The organism is Methylomicrobium agile (assembly GCF_000733855.1).
Lineage (GTDB): Bacteria > Pseudomonadota > Gammaproteobacteria > Methylococcales > Methylomonadaceae > Methylomicrobium > Methylomicrobium agile.
This window is the reverse complement of the sequence record NZ_JPOJ01000001.1, coordinates 2,753,900-2,773,568: the sequence shown is the minus strand read 5'-3', so window position 1 is coordinate 2,773,568 and position 19,669 is coordinate 2,753,900. Positions and strand designations below refer to the sequence as shown.

The 19,669-nt window shown below is 61.0% G+C and carries 17 protein-coding genes; 10 read left to right on the top strand and 7 right to left on the bottom strand.

The features are described 5' to 3' along the window. The first annotated feature begins 198 nt into the window (after positions 1–198). The 3 genes from CC94_RS0113165 to CC94_RS0113155 are packed head-to-tail and all read left to right on the top strand — an operon-like array spanning position 199 to position 5,878. Positions 199–1,578 (top strand): TolC family protein, encoded by a 1,380-nt coding sequence (locus CC94_RS0113165; RefSeq protein WP_005370496.1) that lies wholly within the window; start codon positions 199–201, stop codon positions 1,576–1,578. Beyond that, positions 1,575–2,639 (top strand): efflux RND transporter periplasmic adaptor subunit, encoded by a 1,065-nt coding sequence (locus tag CC94_RS0113160; protein ID WP_005370493.1) that lies wholly within the window; start codon positions 1,575–1,577, stop codon positions 2,637–2,639. The genes CC94_RS0113165 and CC94_RS0113160 overlap by 4 nt, the downstream gene beginning before the upstream one ends. Next, positions 2,636–5,878: an efflux RND transporter permease subunit gene (locus CC94_RS0113155; RefSeq protein WP_031431217.1), complete on the top strand. Its 3,243-nt coding sequence runs from the start codon at positions 2,636–2,638 to the stop codon at positions 5,876–5,878. The genes CC94_RS0113160 and CC94_RS0113155 overlap by 4 nt, the downstream gene beginning before the upstream one ends. A 190-nt stretch (positions 5,879–6,068) precedes the next feature. Here the strand turns inward: CC94_RS0113155 and CC94_RS0113150 are convergent, their stop codons facing one another. The 5 genes from CC94_RS0113150 to hypF all read right to left on the bottom strand — a co-directional run bounded on the left by CC94_RS0113150 (position 6,069) and on the right by hypF (position 11,427). After that, entirely contained in the window at positions 6,069–6,659 is a 591-nt protein-coding gene (locus CC94_RS0113150; RefSeq protein ID WP_031431216.1) for a hypothetical protein, read from the bottom strand. 97 nt (positions 6,660–6,756) lie between these two features. After that, positions 6,757–7,803, bottom strand: a complete 1,047-nt coding sequence (gene hypE, locus CC94_RS0113145) for a hydrogenase expression/formation protein HypE (RefSeq protein WP_031431215.1) — start codon at positions 7,801–7,803, stop codon at positions 6,757–6,759. Further along, positions 7,796–8,890 carry a hydrogenase formation protein HypD gene (hypD, locus tag CC94_RS0113140; RefSeq protein WP_005370486.1) on the bottom strand — a complete coding sequence of 365 codons (1,095 nt, stop codon included), beginning with the start codon at positions 8,888–8,890 and terminating at the stop codon, positions 7,796–7,798. The genes hypE and hypD overlap by 8 nt, the downstream gene beginning before the upstream one ends. Next, positions 8,887–9,132, bottom strand: coding sequence for a HypC/HybG/HupF family hydrogenase formation chaperone (locus CC94_RS0113135; RefSeq protein WP_005370485.1), 246 nt, complete (start codon positions 9,130–9,132; stop codon positions 8,887–8,889). The genes hypD and CC94_RS0113135 overlap by 4 nt, the downstream gene beginning before the upstream one ends. 6 nt (positions 9,133–9,138) lie before the next feature. After that, positions 9,139–11,427 (bottom strand): carbamoyltransferase HypF, encoded by a 2,289-nt coding sequence (gene hypF, locus CC94_RS0113130; protein ID WP_005370483.1) that lies wholly within the window; start codon positions 11,425–11,427, stop codon positions 9,139–9,141. Between the two features lie 67 nt (positions 11,428–11,494). Here hypF and CC94_RS0113125 point away from each other — a divergent pair, with 67 nt between their 5' ends. The 7 genes from CC94_RS0113125 to hypB all read left to right on the top strand — a co-directional run bounded on the left by CC94_RS0113125 (position 11,495) and on the right by hypB (position 17,836). Next, a complete protein-coding gene (locus CC94_RS0113125; RefSeq protein WP_031431214.1) occupies positions 11,495–13,273 on the top strand; it encodes an NAD(P)H-dependent oxidoreductase subunit E in 1,779 nt (592 codons plus the stop codon). Position 13,274: 1 nt separating this feature from the next. Next, positions 13,275–13,994 carry a 2Fe-2S iron-sulfur cluster-binding protein gene (locus tag CC94_RS0113120; protein WP_031431213.1) on the top strand — a complete coding sequence of 240 codons (720 nt, stop codon included), beginning with the start codon at positions 13,275–13,277 and terminating at the stop codon, positions 13,992–13,994. Beyond that, positions 13,984–14,526 carry an NADH-quinone oxidoreductase subunit B family protein gene (locus CC94_RS0113115; RefSeq protein ID WP_031431212.1) on the top strand — a complete coding sequence of 181 codons (543 nt, stop codon included), beginning with the start codon at positions 13,984–13,986 and terminating at the stop codon, positions 14,524–14,526. The genes CC94_RS0113120 and CC94_RS0113115 overlap by 11 nt, the downstream gene beginning before the upstream one ends. Positions 14,527–14,643: 117 nt before the next feature. Continuing rightward, the gene (locus tag CC94_RS24765) at positions 14,644–14,826 is read left to right on the top strand and encodes a hypothetical protein (RefSeq protein WP_005370477.1); all 183 of its coding nucleotides are present in this window, start codon (positions 14,644–14,646) and stop codon (positions 14,824–14,826) included. Between the two features lie 207 nt (positions 14,827–15,033). Continuing rightward, positions 15,034–16,536 (top strand): Ni/Fe hydrogenase subunit alpha, encoded by a 1,503-nt coding sequence (locus tag CC94_RS0113105; protein ID WP_031431210.1) that lies wholly within the window; start codon positions 15,034–15,036, stop codon positions 16,534–16,536. Further along, positions 16,529–17,038, top strand: a complete 510-nt coding sequence (locus CC94_RS0113100; RefSeq protein ID WP_031431209.1) for a hydrogenase maturation protease — start codon at positions 16,529–16,531, stop codon at positions 17,036–17,038. Before CC94_RS0113105 ends, CC94_RS0113100 begins: the two co-directional genes overlap by 8 nt. A gap of 18 nt (positions 17,039–17,056) precedes the next feature. Continuing rightward, positions 17,057–17,836 carry a hydrogenase nickel incorporation protein HypB gene (gene hypB / locus CC94_RS0113095; RefSeq protein ID WP_084675348.1) on the top strand — a complete coding sequence of 260 codons (780 nt, stop codon included), beginning with the start codon at positions 17,057–17,059 and terminating at the stop codon, positions 17,834–17,836. Between the two features lie 160 nt (positions 17,837–17,996). Here the strand turns inward: hypB and CC94_RS0113090 are convergent, their stop codons facing one another. Then, the gene (locus CC94_RS0113090; RefSeq protein ID WP_031431206.1) at positions 17,997–18,602 is read right to left on the bottom strand and encodes a TetR/AcrR family transcriptional regulator; all 606 of its coding nucleotides are present in this window, start codon (positions 18,600–18,602) and stop codon (positions 17,997–17,999) included. A 1-nt stretch (position 18,603) separates the two neighbouring features. Beyond that, positions 18,604–19,518, bottom strand: a complete 915-nt coding sequence (locus CC94_RS0113085; protein WP_005370472.1) for a LysR family transcriptional regulator — start codon at positions 19,516–19,518, stop codon at positions 18,604–18,606. Positions 19,519–19,669: the final 151 nt, after the last annotated feature.

Here is a 19,669-nt window from a genome sequence, read left to right as displayed (position 1 = left end):
TTAAAATGGATAGCGAACAGAGGCGCCGGGGCACATCCTTCAAAATCGCTCCGCAGCCTGCATTTAATATTTAAATAACAAAAATTTACAAAGGACAATCGATCCGTTTTCGAAAAATAGGCCGCCCATCCCTTTACCGTAAGGCTTAGGGCCATTATGCTGTAGCTTTTTGCATCGATCACCTGCGACTAAAGATCCATGCCGCCACCCCATTCCAAGCTTGCCTGTTTTCTGCTGCCGCTCGCGCTTTGCGTCGTTCCGGCGGCGGCAGCCCCGAATCCGGCGGCGGAATCCGATCCCGCCCTGCCGTCAGGCTCGGCTCCCCTTCTGACCCTGGAACGCGCGGTGACTCTGGCAATCGAACGCAACCCCGACCTTCAGATCGCCAATGAACGGATCGCCCAGGCCGAAGCCGCCATCGGCGAAAGCCTCGCCGCCTTCTATCCGCAAATCAGGGCCCGCCTGAGCTACCGTTACAGCGACAACCCGGCGGAGGCATTCGGAATGATCGTCGCACAGCGCCGTTTTTCTTTCGGCCAGAATATCAATCAACCGAACGGGGTGACCGATTTCCGCCCCGAAGTCCAGGCAACCTGGTCTTTGTACCGGGGCGGCCGCGATTATCACCAAAGCCTGGCCGCTGGCCTCGGCAAGGAAATCTCCGAACTGGAGCTTTCGGCGGTCAGCAACAATCTGATCCACGGCGTGACCGACGGCTTTTATACCCTGTTAGTCGCCAAAGAAAATCAGGCGATCGCGCAGCGCGCGGCCCTGGCGGTACAAAGCGAGCTGGCTGACACCCGCAAACGCCATGCCGCCGGCTCGGCTCTGAAAGCGGACGTGCTCTCGCTCGAAGCCCGTCTGGCCGAAGCCCGCGAGGCGGACATCCACGCGCGGAATGCGGTCGAAATGGCGCGCACGGTGCTCAGAACTCTGCTCGATTTCCCCGACAGCAGCCCGATCGAACCCCGCATCGATCGGGAACGCCCCTTGCCGCGTTTGCCGGCGGCCTTTGACGACTTGCGGACCGAGGCGCTCGCCAACCGCCCGGAAATGCTGATCGCCCAGAGACAGATCGAAACCCGGCAGCACGAGATCAAAATCGCCCGGGGCGAACATCTGCCGCGCCTCGACGCCTTCGTCAATTACGGGCTGAACGAACGTTCGCCCGAGTTTTCTTCGGCACACGACAACGTGACGTCCGGTGTCGCGGTCGAGATGGATTTGTTTGCCGGCCTCGGCACCGCAGCGCGGGTCCGCAAAGCCGAAAGGCGGTTGGCCGAAGCGAAGGCGCAACGCCGTAAAATCGAGCTGCAGATCGGCCGGGAAGCCAAAAATGCCTCCCTGGAATTGCAGGAAGCGCTGCAGCGCGCCGAAGTCGCCGGGACGGCGGTCGCGGCAGCCGAAGAAGCGTTCCGCCTGGTTACCGTGCAGCATCGTGCCGGGGCCGCGACGGTGACGCGCTTCCTCGAAAGCGAAGTCGCGCGCGACCGGGCGCAAACGCAACGGATGACCGCGCATTATGACGCGCTGCGCGCCGAGGCGGCTCTGCAGCGCGCGCTCGGAGCCCGGCGATGACGCAGCCGCTGCCGAAAAAATGGCTGTTCCCGGCCGCCGCGCTGATCGCATTGCTTCTGTTGATTTTATGGATGCTTGGGCTGCTCGGAGGAAACAAGACCGAACCCGGCCTAACGCCGCTACCCACCCAAGCGATGCTCCCGCAGGAAACCGCGCGCGCGATCCGGCAAACACTCCGGGAGACTCAGGCCTGGCCGGGCGCGGTCAAAGCCCTCATCGAAGCGCGGATAGCGCCGAAAATCAGCGCCCGCATCCTGGAAGTCGCCTTCCGCGAAGGCGACCGGGTCGAACGGGGCGCCGTCCTCGCCCGGCTCGACGCGGAACAGTCCCGGGCGCAGGAACGCGAAGCTTCGGCGCATGCCGCCGCCGCGAAAGCCGAAGCGGCGCGTACGGAGGCGGACCTGAAACGGACGCGGGAACTGTTCGAACAGGAAGCCGCGACCCGCGAAGCCTTTGAACACGCCGCAGCGGCCGCACGCAAGGCATCGGCCGGCGCCCGGGCCGCCGAACAGAACTTGCGCGAAGCCACGCTGCAACGCAGCGAAACCGTATTAACCGCGCCTTTTGGCGGCGTGATCGCCCGGCGCCTGCATGAACCGGGCGACATGGGACTCGCCGGCGAGCCGATCGTCGTACTGCACGACCCTTCGGCGTTGCGTCTGGAAGCCTCGGTCACGGCCGCCTGCGCAGGCCAGATCAACGTCGGCGATCCGGCCACGGTGCGCATCGATGCGTTGAAAGCTTCGCTCGATGCGAAGATCGGCGAAATCGTGCCGGCCGCCGACCCGCTGACCGGCACGGTCCTGATCAAGGCCGACCTGCCCCAAACGAAAGGCCTGCAGCCGGGCCTGTTCGGCTGGCTCGAACAGGCCTGCGGCAGCGAACATACCGCCCTGCTGATTCCCGCGGCGGCGCTGCGCCGGATCGGCCAGGTCGAGGCCGTGACCGTACTGGAAGGCGACAGGCTGAGCACCCGGCAGGTGCGCTCCGGCTTCGCGCGCGGAGAATTCGTCGAAATTCTCTCCGGCCTGGACGAGGGCGAAACCGTGGTCGTTCGATGACGCACGAACCCCAACGCGGCCTGAGCGCCGCGATCGTCCGCATCTTTACCGTTTCGCACCTGTCGCCGATACTGCTGATCGCGGCGCTGATCGCCGGCGTCGCCGCGCTGCAACTGACCCCGCGCGAGGAAGATCCGCAGATCGTGGTGCCGGTAATGGACGTGATGGTCGACTATCCGGGCGCTTCCGCCGAAGAAGTCGAAAAACTGGCCGCGACGCCGCTCGAAGCGATGCTGAAGCAGATCAAAGGCGTCGAGCATGTGTTTTCGGCATCCCAGCCGGGCCGGGCGGTCGTCACGGTCGGCTATTACGTCGGCGAGAACCCCGAAGACAGCCTGGTCAAGACCTGGAGCAAGGTGATGTCGAACCAGGACCTGCTGCCGCCGGGCGTGCGCGGCTGGAACATCAAGCCGGTCGATATCGACGACGTGCCGATGCTGATGCTGACCTTGTCTTCATCGACCGGGCAAACCGATGCGCTGGGACTCCGCCGGATCGCCGACGAGCTGCTGGCCAGCCTGCGCGGCGCCGACGACATCGCGAAAACCGAAGTGGTCGGCGGCGCGCGCCGGCAGGTGTCGATTTATCCCGATACGGCGAAAATGACCGGCTACGGCATCGCGCTGCAGGACGTCATCGACGCGCTCCGGGGCGCCAACGTCCATCTGCGCACAGGGCGCTTCCAGAACGGCAACCGCGAAACGGTGCTGGAAGCCGGTACTTATTTCGACTCGGCCGATGCCCTGGCCGCCACCGTGGTCAAAGTCCCCGGCGGCCGCCCCGTTTACCTGCGCGACATCGGCCGCGTGACCGACGGCGAGGAAGAGCGCGAACATTACACCCGAATCGGTTTCGGCCCGGCAGTCTCGAAAATGCGGACGGTCGGCCGGGCCGAAGGCCCCAAGGCAAAGCCCGGCGACGAACGCGAAATGGTCACGATCGCGCTGGCCAAGCGCAAGGGCAGCAATGCGGTAAAGGTTTCGCAAGATATCCTGGCCAAGGTCGAAGCGCAGCGCGGCCTATTGATTCCTGCCGACGTCGAAATCACGGTCAGCCGCGATTACGGGGCGACCGCCGACCACAAGGTCAACGAACTGGTCAAACATCTGGGCCTTGCGATCGCGATCATTCTGGTGCTGCTCGCGCTGGCGCTCGGGCCGAAGGAGTCGTTTATCGTCTGCATCGCGGTGCCGGTCACGTTCGCGGTCACGCTGCTGGCCGACCTGGTGTTCGGCTATACCATCAACCGGGTCACGCTGTTCGCGCTGATCCTGTCGCTGGGCCTCCTGGTCGACGATCCGATCGTCGACGTCGAAAACATCTTCCGCCATTTCAAACTGAAAAAAGAGCCTCCGCTGGAGGCGCTGCTGTCGGCGGTCGACGAAGTGCGTCCGCCGACGATCGTCGCGACACTGGCGGTAATGCTCGCGTTCATCCCGATGTTCTTCATCACAGGAATGATCGGCCCTTATCTCGCCCCGCTCGCGTTCAACATTCCGGTCGCGATGCTAGTCTCGCTGCTGGTTGCGTTCACGATCACGCCCTGGGCGAGCTACCTGCTGCTGAAAAGCGAATACGGCAAGGACGAAGCCGCGTTCGACCTGAAAATGTCGAACGGCTACCGGCTTTACCGCCGCGTGCTGACGCCCTTGATCGCCTCGCCGGCGCGCAGCCGAATGTTTCTGATCGCGGTCGGCATCGCCTTTCTGCTGTCTTCCCTGCTCGCGGTCACCCGCGCGGTGCCGCTAAAACTGCTGCCGTTCGACAACAAGAACGAATTGCAGATCGTGGCCGACATGCCGGCCGGCAGTACGCTCGAAAAGACCGATGCGGCGATGCGCGCCCTGGGCCGGTATCTGGCGACGGTGAACGAAGTGACCGATTACGAAAGCTATGTCGGCCTCGCCTCCCCGATCGATTTCAACGGGATGATCCGGCACTATTACCTGCGTTCGGGCAGCCGAAAGGGCGATATTCGGATCAACCTCCTGCCGAAGGACGAGCGCGTCCAGCAATCGCACCAGATCGCGATGCGTATCCGCGCCGACGTCGAACGGATCGGTCGGCAGTACGGCGCGAAACTGAAGATCGTCGAATTGCCGCCCGGCCCGCCGGTGCTGTCGACGCTGGTCGCCGAAGTTTACGGCCCGGCCGATGCCGGCTACGGCCGGCTGATCGAAACGGCCGAGGGGATCAAACAGCGCTTCGCGGATGTCAGCGGCGTCGTCGATATCGACGATCTGTCCGAAGCGCCCGACCCGGCCTGGTCGTTTCGGATCGACAAAACCAAAGCCGCCCTGCTCGGCGTCAGTCCGGCGGCAATCGTGCAAACGCTGGACGTGGCGTTGGCGGGCGGCGAGGCCGGCATGCTGCATGCGCCCGGCGAACGGCTGCCGCTCGAAATCCGGCTGCGCCTGCCGCGCGCGGAACGCTCGTCGCTACCGGAGCTGTTGAATACTAAAGTCAGAAGCAGCGGGGACGCCCTGATTGCGCTGAGCGAACTCGGCACGCTCGTTCCCGAATCCGGCGAGCCGGTCATCCATCACAAGGACCTCGAACGCGTCGCCTACGTGATCGGCGACAGCGCCGGGCGCAGCCCGGTCGAGGCGATCATCGACCTGTACGCGTACTTCGCCGACCATCCGCTGCCGAAAGGCTACCGCGCCGAACTGAGCGGCGAAGGCGAATGGAAAATTACCGCCGCGATCTTCCGCGACCTCGGCATTTCGTTCAGCGCCTCGCTGATCATGATCTATGTGCTGCTGGTCGTACAGACGGGGTCGCTCAGTCTGCCCGCGATCATGATGATCGCGATCCCGCTGACCATCATCGGCATCATGCCCGGCTTCTGGCTGCTGAATCTGCTGTTCGCCGAAAATATCGCAGGTTTCGCCGACTCGATCTATTTCACCGCGACCGCGATGGTCGGCATGATCGCGCTGGCCGGGATCGTGGTCCGGAACGGGATCATCCTGATCGATTTCATCGAACGGACGCGGGCGCGCGCCGATATCGCCAATCTCGAAGAAGCCCTGATCGAGGCGGGCGCGACCCGGATGCGGCCGATTTTCCTGACCGCCGGCGCCGCCATGTTCGGCTCGGTGGTGATCATCCTCGACCCGATTTTTTCCGGGCTGGCCTGGAGCTTCATTTTCGGAATCTTCGCCTCGACCGGCTTTTCGCTGGTGGTGATTCCGGTGGTGTATTACCTGATTTACCGGGATCGCCCCGAGGCGTGATCCAAGACATAAAAAAGGCCGCTTACAAAACGAGCGGCCTTTGCCATGTGCCAAGACCGAAGCCGGCCCCGTAAAGCAGGCGAGAATCTTACTGGACGGCCGGTACGCCTTTGTACGAACGCCCCAGATTTTTGAACTGGAAGGTACAGGCATTGGCGCCGCCGAATCCGGCCGCCGCGGCGTCGCCAGCTTAGTTGTTTAAGCTGGTAGGGAAAAGTAAGGCATTGGCGCCGCCGAATCCGGCCGCCGCGGCGTCGACTTTGAATCCGATGCCTTCGGCCACTTTAATACGCTTGCCTTTGCGGTTGATCGTTCCGGACACTTTCAACTTGGTGATTTTGAAGCCCGCCGAACCGTCGATGCCGGCCTGCGAAAAATCATAATTTGCCGGTACCCCCGCCAAAGCGAACGCCAATGCCGCCATCGGCGAGTCGTACCAGTGATCGAATTCCAGCTCCAGTTTCGAGCCGCTCTGCTCCCAATGGCCGCTGATTTGTTTTATCGAAAAAAATTCGTCCGTCCAGCTGAAAGTGCCTTCATTGTCGCCGGGCACGTCGCCATCATCGAAGCTGATCCTGGCCGACAATACGTTCCGTCCGGCGATCGGAGCGGAAACCGCACGGCCAACCTGGCATTTCGCGCTCACCCGGCCTTTGAACTTGCCGGTCAGCGCCCAGGTCGTGCCGACAACGGAGGGAACGGGAGCGGCCGCCTGAACCAGCGGCGCGCCGAGGAAACAGACCAATCCGGTCAACAAACCCAATTTCTTTTTGAATGGCATAGCCAATAATCTCCTTGCGGTGGTAAAAATCACGAAAAAGTTTAGCGGAAATTTTTATCGTGGTGCTGAAAACAGCCCGATTGGAACGCGTCCGCGATCAGCAGATTCTGGGCAACTGTTCTCCGCTGAAGAGATCCAGCACCCGGCCGACGCCGATCGGCGTTTGCAGGACGACCCGGCCCTGGGAACAGGCGGACTTGACCCGACCGATCGCGAGGGACTGCGCTCCCAAGGGATGCCGGCGCAAGACGGACAGCGCCGCTTCGGTTTGCGATTCCGGGACGAACAGCGCGAAACAGCCTTCATTGGCGATATACAAAGGATCGAAGCCCAGGATGTCGCAGGCGGCGCGCACATCCTCCCGTACCGGCAAGGCGCTTTCACCAAGCTCGAACTCATAACGGCTTGCGGACGCCAGTTCGATCAGCGCCGAGGCCAGCCCGCCGCGCGTCAGATCGCGCAGGCAGTGGATTTCGATGCCGTTTTGCAGCAGTTCCTGCACGAGGCCCGACAGATCCGCGCAGTCGCTTTCGATCCGGTGCTCGAAATTCATCCCTTCCCGCTCCAGCATCACCGCGATCCCGTGCCGGGCCAGATCGCTATTCACGATAATGCTGTCGCCGGGCCGGATCGCGGAGGGATTGACGTTTACCTGTTCGCCGATGAGCCCGATCCCGGCGGTATTGATGTACAGCCCGTCGCCCTTGCCGCGGTCGACCGTTTTGGTGTCGCCGGTCACGATCAGCACGCCCGCCTCGGACGCGGCCTGCTGCATCGACTCCAATATCCGCTGCAGATCGGCGGCCGGCAGCCCTTCCTCAATGATCAGCGAGCAGGTCAGGTACAACGGTTTCGCGCCGCTCATCGCAAGATCGTTCAGCGTACCGCAGACGGCCAGCTTGCCGATGTCGCCGCCGGGGAAAAACAGCGGCTTGACGACATACGAGTCGGTCGTGAACGCCAGCCGGGTCCCGTTGATCTCGACGACCGCACTGTCGTGGTTTTGATCCAAGACCGGATTGCGGAACACAGGCCGCACGAGCGTGTCGAGCAACTGCTGCATCAGCCGGCCGCCGCCCCCGTGCGCCATCACGATCCGGTCGTATTGTAGCGGAAGCGGGCAGTTCGGTTCGAAATCAGCCATGTTGCAGGCGGCGGTAGCGGTAATAGGCGGCGCAGGCGCCTTCGGACGAGACCATCGTGGCGCCGAGCGGTTTTTCCGGGGTGCAACGGACGCCGAATTCGGAGCACTCGGACGGCTTCAGCAGACCTTTCAACACGTCGCCGCTCCGGCAGGCGACGGGCTCCTGCGTCGCAATCGCATCGACCGAGAAGCGCCGTTCGGCGTTGAAGTCGCGGTAATCGTCGTTCAATGCCAGGCCGCCGTGCTTGATCGTCCCGAGCCCCCGCCAGTTTCGGTCGACCACCTCGAACACCTGCCGCAGCAACTGCTGCGCAGCCGGATTCCCATGCTCGCGCACCACGCGGCGGTAAGCGTTCTCGACTTCGAACCGGCCTTCTTCAAGTTGCTTGATGCAAGCATAGAGCCCATGCAGAACATCGACCGGCTCGAAACCGGTAATCACGATCGGGACCCGGTAACGCTCGGCAAGCGGCACGTATTCGCCGCAGCCCATGATCGTGCAGACATGCCCCGCCCCCAGAAAGCCCTGTACCCGATTGTCGGGAGAATCCAACAGCGCTTCGATCACCGGCGGCACCCGCACATGGCAGGCCAGCAGCGAAAAGTTGTTCAGTTGCGACTGTTTCGCTTGATAAGCGGCGAGCCCGATCGTCGGCGCGGTCGTTTCGAAACCGACGCCGAAGAAGACGACTTCTTGGTTCGGATGCTTGCGGGCGATTTCGAGCGCATCGGTCGGCGAGTATACGATTCGCACATCGGCGCCCTCCGCCTTCAGGCCGAGCAGGTCCTGCCGCGATCCCGGCACGCGCAGCATGTCGCCGAACGAGCACAGAATCACATTCGGCAAGGCGGCGATCGCCAGCGCCTTGTCGATGTATTCGAGCGGCGTGACGCACACCGGACAGCCCGGCCCGTGGATCAGGTTCACGCCTTCCGGCAACAGTTGGTCTATGCCGTATTTGATGATGCTGTGGGTCTGGCCGCCGCAGACTTCCATGATGTTCCAGGGCCGGGTCGTAATGGCGGCAATCGCCGCGCTCAACCGTTTCGCCGCGGCAGGGTCGCGGAAGGCCTTCTGCAAACTCATTGCTTGTCCTGAAATTCGGCCAGTTCGTGGAATGCCTGCAGGCTGGCCTCCGCTTCGCCGGGACCGAGCAGCGACAGCGCAAAACCGGCATGCACGATCACATAGTCGCCGATTTGCGCCTCCGGCACATAAGCCAGGCTGATTTCCTTCACAATGCCCGAAAAATCGACACGCCCCTTGCGCAGCAAGGGATCGTTGTCATCGGAAATACGGGTGATTCGGCCGGGAACGGCAAGGCACATATTCAGTTATCCGAGGTATTTGACGGCATACAACTGGCCGAGGGACAGGCCGCCGTCGTTCGGCGGTATTTTTTCATGACAATAGACCCGAAAGCCAGCGGTTTTTAATTTTCCGGCCGCCTGCTCGACGAGCAGCGCGTTCTGGAAACAGCCGCCGCTCAAGGCAACGGCCGGCTCGCCGGCACGTTCGGCGATCGCCGCGATCATCGCCGCCAATGTGTTGTGGAATTTTCGCGCGATCAGGCCGTGATTGCCGGTCGGAATATCCGTCAGCAACTGTTCGATCATCGGTTGCCAGTCGATCACGCAAGTCCCTTCGCCGGCGATCCGGAAATCGTAAACAAGATCCGATTCGACCGCCGCCGCGCATTGTTCCAGCGCGATCGCGGCCTGTCCCTCGAACCGATTGACCTGGCAAAGTCCGAGCAGGCTGGCGGCCGCATCGAACAGGCGCCCGGCGCTGGTGGTAAGCGGGCAGTTGATCCCTTTCTTCAGCGCCGATGCGAGCAGGTTCGATTCCGCTGCCGAGAAATGCGGCGCCATGCGCTCGAAAGCCCTTTCGGGTTCGAGCGCGTAAAGCAGCCCCAGGGCCGCGCGGCGAGGCTCCCGGATCGCCTTTTCTCCGCCCGGCAGCGAAAACGCGCGCAGGTGCGCGAAGCGTTCGAAGCCCCGGCCGTGTATCCGCAAAAATTCGCCGCCCCAAAGCGTGTTGTCGCTGCCGAGCCCGTTGCCGTCGAAGACCACTCCGAGCAGTGGCGGCTCCAGCCCGTGCTCGGCCATGCAGGCCAGCACGTGCGCATAGTGATGCTGAACCTTGACCGTTTGAACGGGCTTTTCAGCGCGTTGCGCCTCGCGTTCCGCGATCCGGCTGGCGCCATAGTCCTCGTGCAGATCGTGCGCGATCAGTTTCGGCCCGCGTTGATAAAACTGCCGAAGATCGGCCAATGTCGCTTCGCATTGCCGTACGGAAACATCGCAATCGAGATCGCCGATATGCGGGCTGACGATCATCTGCAGGTCATGGCCGAGCGCGACCGTATTTTTCAAATGGCCGCCGACCGCAAGCGCATTCGGCAGAATCGTCTTCGATAAAATGGGCTGCGGCACGTAGCCGCGGGCGCGCCGCAGCAGCGTCAGCCGGCCATTGATTACGCGCGCCACCGAATCGTCCAGCGGCCTGAGGATCGGACGGTCGTGGAGCAAAAAACAGTCGGCAATATCGGCCAATCGCTCCAGCGCCTGCGCGTTATCGATACAGATCGGCTCGCCGTGCCGGTTGCCGCTGGTCGCGACGACCGGCGCGCCGAAGCCGCGCAGCAACAGATGATGCAACGGCGCATAGGCCAGCATCACGCCGAGCATCGTGTTGTCCGGCGCCACCGCCTCGGTGACGGCGGCATTTGGCCGGCGCTTGAGCAAGATGATCGGCGCGGCAGGCGAAGCCAGCGCCTGCCTTTCAAGACCGCTCAGAAAGCAAAGCGCTTCGGCGTCTTCAATCCCCGGCACCATCAGGGCGAACGGTTTGGCCGGCCGGTGCTTGCGAATGCGCAAACGTTCGACGGCCACCGGAGCGGCCGCATCGGCCCAAAGCTGGAAGCCGCCGATCCCTTTCACCGCGATGATGCTCCCTTCCCGCAAATGCCCGCAGGCGGCTTCCAGTACCCGATCGCCGTCTGCCAGCCGATTGCCTGCCCGATCGTGCAGGCTCAATACGGGGCCGCACTGCGCGCAGGCGATCGTCTGAGCGTGAAAGCGCCGGTTTCCGGGATCACGATAATCCCGAGCGCAGTCTTGGCACAGCGCAAATCCGGCCATCGCGGTGCGCTCGCGATCGTAAGGCAGGCTCCCGATGATGCTGTAGCGCGGCCCGCAGCGGCTGCAACTGGTGAACGGGTAGCGGTAGAAACGGCCTGCGGGATCGAATAGATCCTGCAGGCAGTCGCCGCAAATCGCCAGGTCGGGCAGCACGAAAGCCGCGCTTTGCCCTTCGGCTTCGCTGCTTCGGATCTCGAAGCGGCTGAAATTTTCCAAAGGCCGTCTGTCTACGGATAGCGAGAAAATAGTGGCGGGCGGCGGCGGGTTATTGAGCCCGTCGAGAAACTGCCGCTGCAATTCCGGCGCGCCTTCGATCGCTATCGTCAGTCCCGAGCCGGTGTTTGCGACCCATCCGCTCTGGCGGCACCGCTCCGCCAGCTGAAAGACGAACGGCCGCATCCCGACGCCCTGGATCGTTCCCTCGACCTGAATCCGAAGCTGTTCGCGAATAGTGAAATCCCGTAAAAGATTTAATGGCATTGAAGCCTGAGTGGACTTATTATAATGCCGACCGACACGCCCCGAACATTCAAATCCGGTAACACGCATGCGACCATTCATTCAGGATCTGGCGGCAAAACATCATTTCCAGCCGACGCGTTTACTCGAAATGCTGCGCGAGATTCAGGCCCGCGATCATCATGTTTCGAATGAAGCGGTCGAACTGCTGGCCGAAGCGTTACGGATTCCCCGCACCCGGCTCATCGACGCGATCGAATTCTACAGCTTCTTTTCTTCCACTCCGAAGGGCCGCTACGAACTGCGGATCAGCGATTCGATCACCGACAAAATGCTCGGCAAAGACGCCCTGATCGATTATCTGTCCGAAAAATTGCGCGTGCCGGTCGGCGGCGTGCGTAGCGACGGCCTGGTCAGCCTCGACAATACGTCCTGCACCGGGATGTGCGACCAAGGCCCGGCGGGCCTGGTCAACGGCCATGCGCTGACGCGGCTGGACCGCGCCCGAATCGACCGGATCGCCGGGCTGATCGAGCGGCAAGTTCCGCTTGCCGAATGGCCTTCCGAATTTTTCCATGCCGAAGACAATATCCGCAAACCCGACCTGCTGCTCGGCCAGCCGATCGCCCAGGGCGAAGGATTGAAGGCGGCCTATGCGCGAGGATTAAACCAAACGCTCGCCGAAATCGACGCTTCGGGGCTGCGCGGCCGCGGCGGCGCGGGTTTCAAAACCGCGGCCAAATGGCGCTTCTGCGCCGAAGAAGCGGAAAGCGAACGCTACGTGGTCTGCAACGCGGACGAAGGCGAACCCGGAACGTTCAAGGACCGGGTGCTGCTGAATGCGTTCGCGGATCAGGTGTTCGAAGGGATGACCCTGTGCGCCGCGATCGTCGGCGCCAAACACGGCTTTTTGTATTTGCGCGGCGAATATCTGCACCTATACGACAAATTGCAGACGATCCTAGCCCACCGCCGCGAAGCCGGCCTGCTCGGGCGCGGCATTCTCGGCCGGAACTTCGATTTCGACATCGAAATCCGGCTCGGCGCCGGCGCCTATATTTGCGGCGAGGAATCGGCATTGATCGAATCGCTGGAAGGCAAAAGCGGCATTCCGCGCAACCGGCCGCCGTATCCGGTCACGCACGGCTATCTGGGCAAACCGACCGTCGTGAACAACGTCGAATCGTTCTTCGCGGCCGCGGCGATTGCGGTGCACGGCGGCGCTTGGTTTGCGGCGCACGGCGCCGAGAAATCGAAAGGCACAAAAATCCTCAGTATCAGCGGCGACTGCGCACGTCCCGGCATCTACGAATACCCGTTCGGGACGCCGGCCCGGACCATTCTGGACGAATGCGGCGCCGAAGACGTCCTGGGCGCACAGATCGGCGGACCGTCGGGCACCTTTATTTCGAACCGCGAATTCGATCGCCTGCTCGCGTTCGAAGACCTGGCCACCGGCGGCTCGTTCATCGTGTTCGACAACCGCCGGAACATTCTCGACATCGCGCGTAACTTCACCCATTTCTTTGCCCACGAAAGCTGCGGCTTCTGCACGCCCTGCCGGGTCGGCACCTCGCTGCTCCGGAAACAGCTCGACAAGATCTACGACGGCTACGGCTCCGCCGGCGATGTCGCGGCGCTCGATGAAATTTGCCGGCTGGTCAAGACCTACAGCCACTGCGGCCTCGGCCAGACCGCCGCGAATCCGGTGCTGACGACCCTGGCGCGCTATCCCGAAGCCTACGAAAGCCGGTTGAAGAAGATCAGCTACGAGCCCGGCTTCGACCTGGACGCCGAGCTCGAAACCGCGCGCCGCCTCGCGAACCGGAGCGATGCGGCGGCGCATTTATCGCAGACCGGGGAATGACATGAGCAAGACTTTTACGCTCGACGGCCAACCGATCCCTTTCAGCACCGGCCAAACGATCATTGACGCCGCGCTTGATGCCGGCGTCTATATTCCGCATCTGTGCCACCACCCGGACTATACGCCGCACGGCAGCTGCAAATTGTGTTCGGTGATCGTGAACGGGCGGGTCTGCTCCGCCTGCACGTTTCCGGCGGCCGAAGGACAAGAGGTGCTGAGCCATACCGACGAATTGAACGAGGATCGTAGGCGTATCACGCAAATGCTGTTCGTCGAGGGCAACCACCTCTGTCCCGGCTGCGAAAAAAGCGGCGACTGCAAGTTGCAGGCGGTCGGCTATTATCTCGGTATGCACGACAACCATTTCGTGCATTTCTTCTCGCCGCGCAAACTGGACGCCTCGCATCCGGATGTGCTGCTCGACCTGAACCGCTGCATTTTCTGCACGCTGTGCGTGCGCGCCTCGCGCGAAAAGGACGGCAAGGACGTATTCGCGATCAGCGGCCGGGGAATCAACAAGCACTTGATCGCCAACTCCGCCAGCGGGCTGTTGAAAGATACCGATCTCGAAGCGTCGGATCGGGCCGCGCACATCTGCCCGACCGGCGCGATCCTGATCAAACGCACCGGCTACACGACGCCGATCGGCGCGCGCGACTACGATCATCAGACGATCGCCGAAGTCAGCCTTGAACGGGAGCGGGAAACGCATGACGGATAAAAAACTGAAGATTGCGACCGTCTCGCTGGCCGGCTGCTTCGGCTGCCACATGTCGTTTCTGGACATCGACGAGCGGATTATGGAACTGGCCGAGGTCGCCGAATTCGACCGCTCGCCTTTGACCGACATCGAACACTGCGGCAACTGCGACATCGGCCTGATCGAAGGCGGCATCTGCAACTCGGAAAACGTGCATACCTTGCGCGAGTTCCGCCGGCACTGCAAAATCCTGGTCGCGGTCGGCGCCTGCGCGATCAACGGCGGCCTGCCGGCCTACCGGAATTACATCCCGCTCGAAGAATGCCTCGGTGAATCCTACCTGGACGGGATCGGGGTCGAAAACCCGCAGATACCGAGCGATCCGGAACTGCCGCTGCTGCTGAACAAGGTGCGTCCGATTCATGAAATCGTCAAGATCGATTATTCCCTGCCCGGCTGCCCGCCGTCCGCTGACGTGTTTTGGAAATTCCTGACCGATTTGCTGGCGGGACGGGAGCCGGTGTTGCCGTATGAATTGATCCATTATGATTGATGCGTAGGTTGGGTTAGCGATAGCGTAACCCAACATTGCCGTCTTCGATTTTGTTGGGTTACGGCTACCGCCTAACCCAACCTACGAACTAAATAAAATTTTGAATTGAGAAAAATCATGAAAACCAAAGAATTAATAGCAGAGGCTGTTTCCTTGCCCGTAGAAGAGCGGGCATTGGTGGTAGACCGTTTGCTCAGCAGTTTGAATACCCCAGAATCAAGTTTTGACTGGAAATTTCTGACCGATTTGCTGGCGGGACGGGAGCCGGTGTTGCCGTATGAGTTGATCCATTATGATTGATGCGTAGGTTGGGTTAGCGATAGCGTAACCCAACATTGCCGTCTTCGATTTTGTTGGGTTACGGCTATCGCCTAACCCAACCTACGAACTAAATAAAATTTTGAATTGAGTGCGTAGGTTGGGTTAGCGATAGCGTAACCCAACATTGCCGTCTTCGATTTTGTTGGGTTGCGGCTACCGCCTAACCCAACCTACAAAAGGCAGAGTATGTACGAACATCTGGAAACCGCCGACAATCCCGAAAACCTGAGACGCGTCGCGATCGATCCAGTCTCGCGCGTCGAAGGCCACGGCAAGGTCACGCTGCTCCTGGACGAGCACGACCGGGTCAAGCAGGCCCGGCTGCATATCGTCGAGTTCCGCGGCTTCGAACGCTTCATTCAGGGCCGGCCTTACTGGGAACTGCCGGTGATCGTGCAGCGCCTGTGCGGGATCTGCCCGGTCAGTCATCAGTTGGCTGCCGGTAAGGCGATCGACCAGTTGGTCGGGATCGATCCGGACAAACTGCCGCCGAGCGCGGACAAGCTCCGGCGGCTCCTGCATTTTGGGCAGGTGCTGCAGTCGCACGCGCTGCATTTTTTCCATCTGGCCAGTCCCGACCTGCTGTTCGGTTTCGAAAGCCAGATCGGCAAGCGCAACGTGATCGGCGTGTTGAGCGATTATCCCGACATCGGCCTGAAAGGGGTCAAGCTGCGCAAGTATGGGCAGGAAGTGATCCGGGTCATCTGCGGCAAGCGCATCCACGGCACCGGCGCGATCGCGGGCGGGATGAACAAGGCGCTGACTTTGGAAGAACGCGATTATCTGTTGGAAGACATCGACCAAATCATCGCCTGGTCCGAAGAAGCGGTCGGCGTAATCAAGAAAGTGCACTGCTCGCATCTTCCCTATTACGATGAATTCGCGACGATACGCAGCAATTATCTGGGCCTGGTCCGGCCGGACGGCGCGCTGGAGCTTTACCACGGCGGCCTCCGGGTCAGGAAGGGCGAAGGCGAAACCGTGCTCGATCATGTGGATTATTGCCGCTACAACGAAGTGATTCATGAAGAAGTCCGTTCCTGGAGCTACATGAAGTTCCCTTATCTGCTGGCGCTGGGCAAACAGGACGGCTGGTACCGGGTGGGGCCTTTGGCGCGGGTCAATAATTGCGACTATATCGACACGCCGCTTGCGGAAGCCGCGCGCGTCGAATTCAAGGCGCACGGCGGCGGATCGATGGTGCACAGCACGCTCGCGTTCCATTGGGCGCGGATGATCGAGGTGCTGCACTGCGCCGAGAGCATCAAGCATCTGCTGCACGACCCCGAGATCCTGGGCCGCGATCTGGTCGCGCGCGGTGAAAAGCGCTTCGAGGGCATCGGCGTGATCGAAGCGCCGCGCGGCACGCTGTTCCACCATTACCGGATCGACGAAAACGACATCGTGACCAAGGCCAATCTGATCGTCTCGACCACCAGCAACAACACCGCGATGAACGAATCGGTCCGGCAGGTCGCGGCGACCTATCTGTCCGGCCGCGAACTGACCGAGCCCTTGCTGAACAACCTGGAAGTCGCGATCCGCGCCTACGACCCCTGCCTGTCCTGCGCGACGCACGCGGTCGGCAAAATGCCGCTGCAGGTCGAATTGATCGATGCCGAAGGCCACATTGCCGATCGTATGGTCAAACATGGCGACGGTTCGCTCGAACGCGCGGACGATGCCTAAACCCGTCCTGGTCTTCGGTTACGGCAATCCCAGCCGCGGCGACGATGCGCTCGGTCCGCTACTGGTCGAATATGTGCAAGACCACTGCGACACGGACGGCATCGACGTCCTAATCGATTTTCAACTGCAAATTGAACATGCGCTGGATCTGGAACACAGGGAGCTCGTACTGTTCGCCGACGCATCGGTCGCGTGCGAAGCGCCTTTCGAATTGAACGAACTGGAACCGGCGCTGGAGATCGGTTACACGACCCATGCGCTGCATCCGGCCTCGGTGATGGCGGTTTATGCGTCGATCAACAAACAACGACCGCCGCCTTGTTTTTTGCTGGCGGTCAAAGGCGAAGCGTTCGAACTGGGCGAAAGTTTGAGCGCAAGCGCCGAACGACACTTGCGGCAAGCCGAATCGTTCATCGAAGCGCTGCTGCAAAATCCGCGGCCTGCCGCCTGGCGCAGCAAAAAATTTCAGAGCCGACCGTTATTTGATAAGATTCGAACATAATCAACCTCGGAAAACATCATGTGCGGAATTTGCGGCTGCGGCTATCCCCATCCACATCCTGAGCCTCAGAAACATCGCTTCGTCCTGAACCGGAAACTTGATGCCGGGCATGACCACGAGCATTCGGCGGCGCGGCTGTTAAAGATCGAGCAGGACCTGCTCGGCAAGAATAACGCCTACGCAGAGCAAAACCGGACTTACTTCGAACGGCGCCATATTTTCGTGCTGAATCTGGTCTCAAGCCCCGGTTCCGGCAAGACGACGCTGTTGGTCGAGACGATCAAGGCGCTGAAGGACCGGATTCCGATTGCAGTCATCGAAGGCGACCAGCAGACCGAACACGACGCCGAACGGATTCGCGCCGCCGGCGTGCCGGCCGTGCAGATCAATACCGGCCGCGCCTGCCATCTGGACGCGCAGGGGATCGGCCATGCGGTCGAGAAGCTGGGTCTCAGGAGTCACAGCCTGCTGGCGATCGAGAACGTCGGCAACCTGGTCTGTCCCTCCTCTTTCGATCTCGGCGAGGCGCACAAGGTCGTCGTGCTGTCGGTCACCGAAGGCGACGACAAGCCGCTCAAATACCCGGATATGTTCCACGCCGCCGACCTGATGCTGATCAACAAGACCGATCTGCTGCCTTACGTCGATTTCGACGTCGAGCGCTGCATCGGATTTGCACGGCAGGTCAATCCCGATATCGGGGTCATCCGCCTTTCGGCCGCGAAAGGCGAAAACTTTTCGGTCTGGCTCGATTGGCTGTCGAGCGGAATGGCCGGCATGAAGGCCAAGCGCTTGTAGGGCGGATTCGCCGTCAGGCAATCCGCCTCGCTTTGAAGGGGATTGGCGTTTTGCTATCGCGAAAACGCCCTACAGCTCTTAGAAACATACCCGCCTGCCCGATTTTCAAAACCTGACGGGGCTTGAATATTTCATTTAAGGATTATCTCCGGCGCAATTCTTACGGCACCGCCCGATTCCGCCAACTGCCGAGAAAATGCCGAACCAGCAGCTTCACGCCGGCTTCCATGTCGTCCGCGCCGGCGGCCGCGAACTTGCCCGTCAGCGACAGCATGCAGATGCCGTGGATCCCGCCCCACAAAGCGCGCGCCGCCTGCTTGACCTCCGCATCCGAACGATCCTCCGCGAGCCGCTTGAATTCCGCTTCGAAGCGGGAAAACGCACGGTCGATCTTTTCGCCATACCAATCCGGAAACGCCTCCCCTGCCGGCTGGCGATGTTCGAAAATCAGGTTCCAGCAGTTGAAATGCCGGCTGGCGAAATTCAGATAAATCCCCGCAATTGCTTCGATCGCTTCCGCCGGACCGTGGGGCGGCAGGCTATCGAACCGTCCGATCAACGCATCAAGCGTGCGCGCGTTCAAATGCAGCACCAGGTCGTTCATGTTCTCGAACACCATGTAGATGCTGCCGACCGTGTAGCCGATCTCGAAAGCGACATTGCGCATCGTCAGCGCCTTGCTGCCTTCTTCCGCGACCAGGGTTTCGGCCGCCTGGAGCACCATCGCCTTGATCTCCGGGAGCGTGTGTTGGCTTCGTCTTGCCATTTCAAACCCGCCTTACCTGACCGGACAAACTGTTTTCGGAAAAATACCCGACCAGAAAATCGACGAACGTCGTCAGCTTGGCAGGCAAAAACCGCCGGTGTAAATAAATCGCATAAATCGCCAGAGATGGAATCCGGAACTCCTGCAATACCTCGACCAGTTTGTCCTGCGCCAGATAATTCGCGACCGAAAACTCCGGCGCCTGGGTAATGCCCATCCCCAGCGCCGCCGCCTGGCACAAGGCTCGGCCGTTGTTCGAGGCGAAATGCCACTGGGTTTTAATCTTGGTCTCCTGCTCGCCGGTCCGGAAAATCCAGTAATCCCGGTGCGGCGTATCCATGTAATGCAGGCAGCGGTGTTCGCTGAGTTCTTCTATCCGTTCCGGTTTGCCGTGGGTCGCGATATACTCGGGCGAAGCATAAACGCACAGCCGCGTCTCGGCGATCTTGCGGGCCACCACGCCGAGATCCAGCGTATCGGTCACCAGAATCGACAGGTCGAAGCTGCCTTCGCTCAGATTCACCCGGCTGTTGTGCAGGGTCATCAAAATTTTCACGTCCGGATATTCGCGCTGGTAAGCCTCGATCGCCGGCACCATGAACAGTCCGCCGAAGTCGATCGGGACGCTGATTTTCAATACGCCGCGCACTTTCCGGCCGAGCTGCGAGGTCGATTCGTCCAGTTCCCGAAAATCGTCCAACAACTGCTTGCTGCGGTGATAGTAAATTTCTCCGGCCTCGGTCAGGCTGATCTGCCGCGTCGTCCGGTTCAGCAGGGCGACCCCGAGCGATTCTTCGAGCTGCGCGACGTATTTGCTGATCATCATCGCGGACAAGTTCATTTCGCGCGCGACCGCCGCAAAAGTGCCGAGTTCGACGATCCGGCAGAATACCTGCATGTTATTCAATTTATCCATCACCTTACTATAAACGATAAGTTTATATTTTATAAATTTATAACACTATTTAAAGCCTGGGTTTAGTCGGGTATATTACACCCCGGAGATAGTTGAAAGCCGCTTGGCCCTGTGCATCGAAAGAGACAAGACCAAGCGGTTTTTTTATATC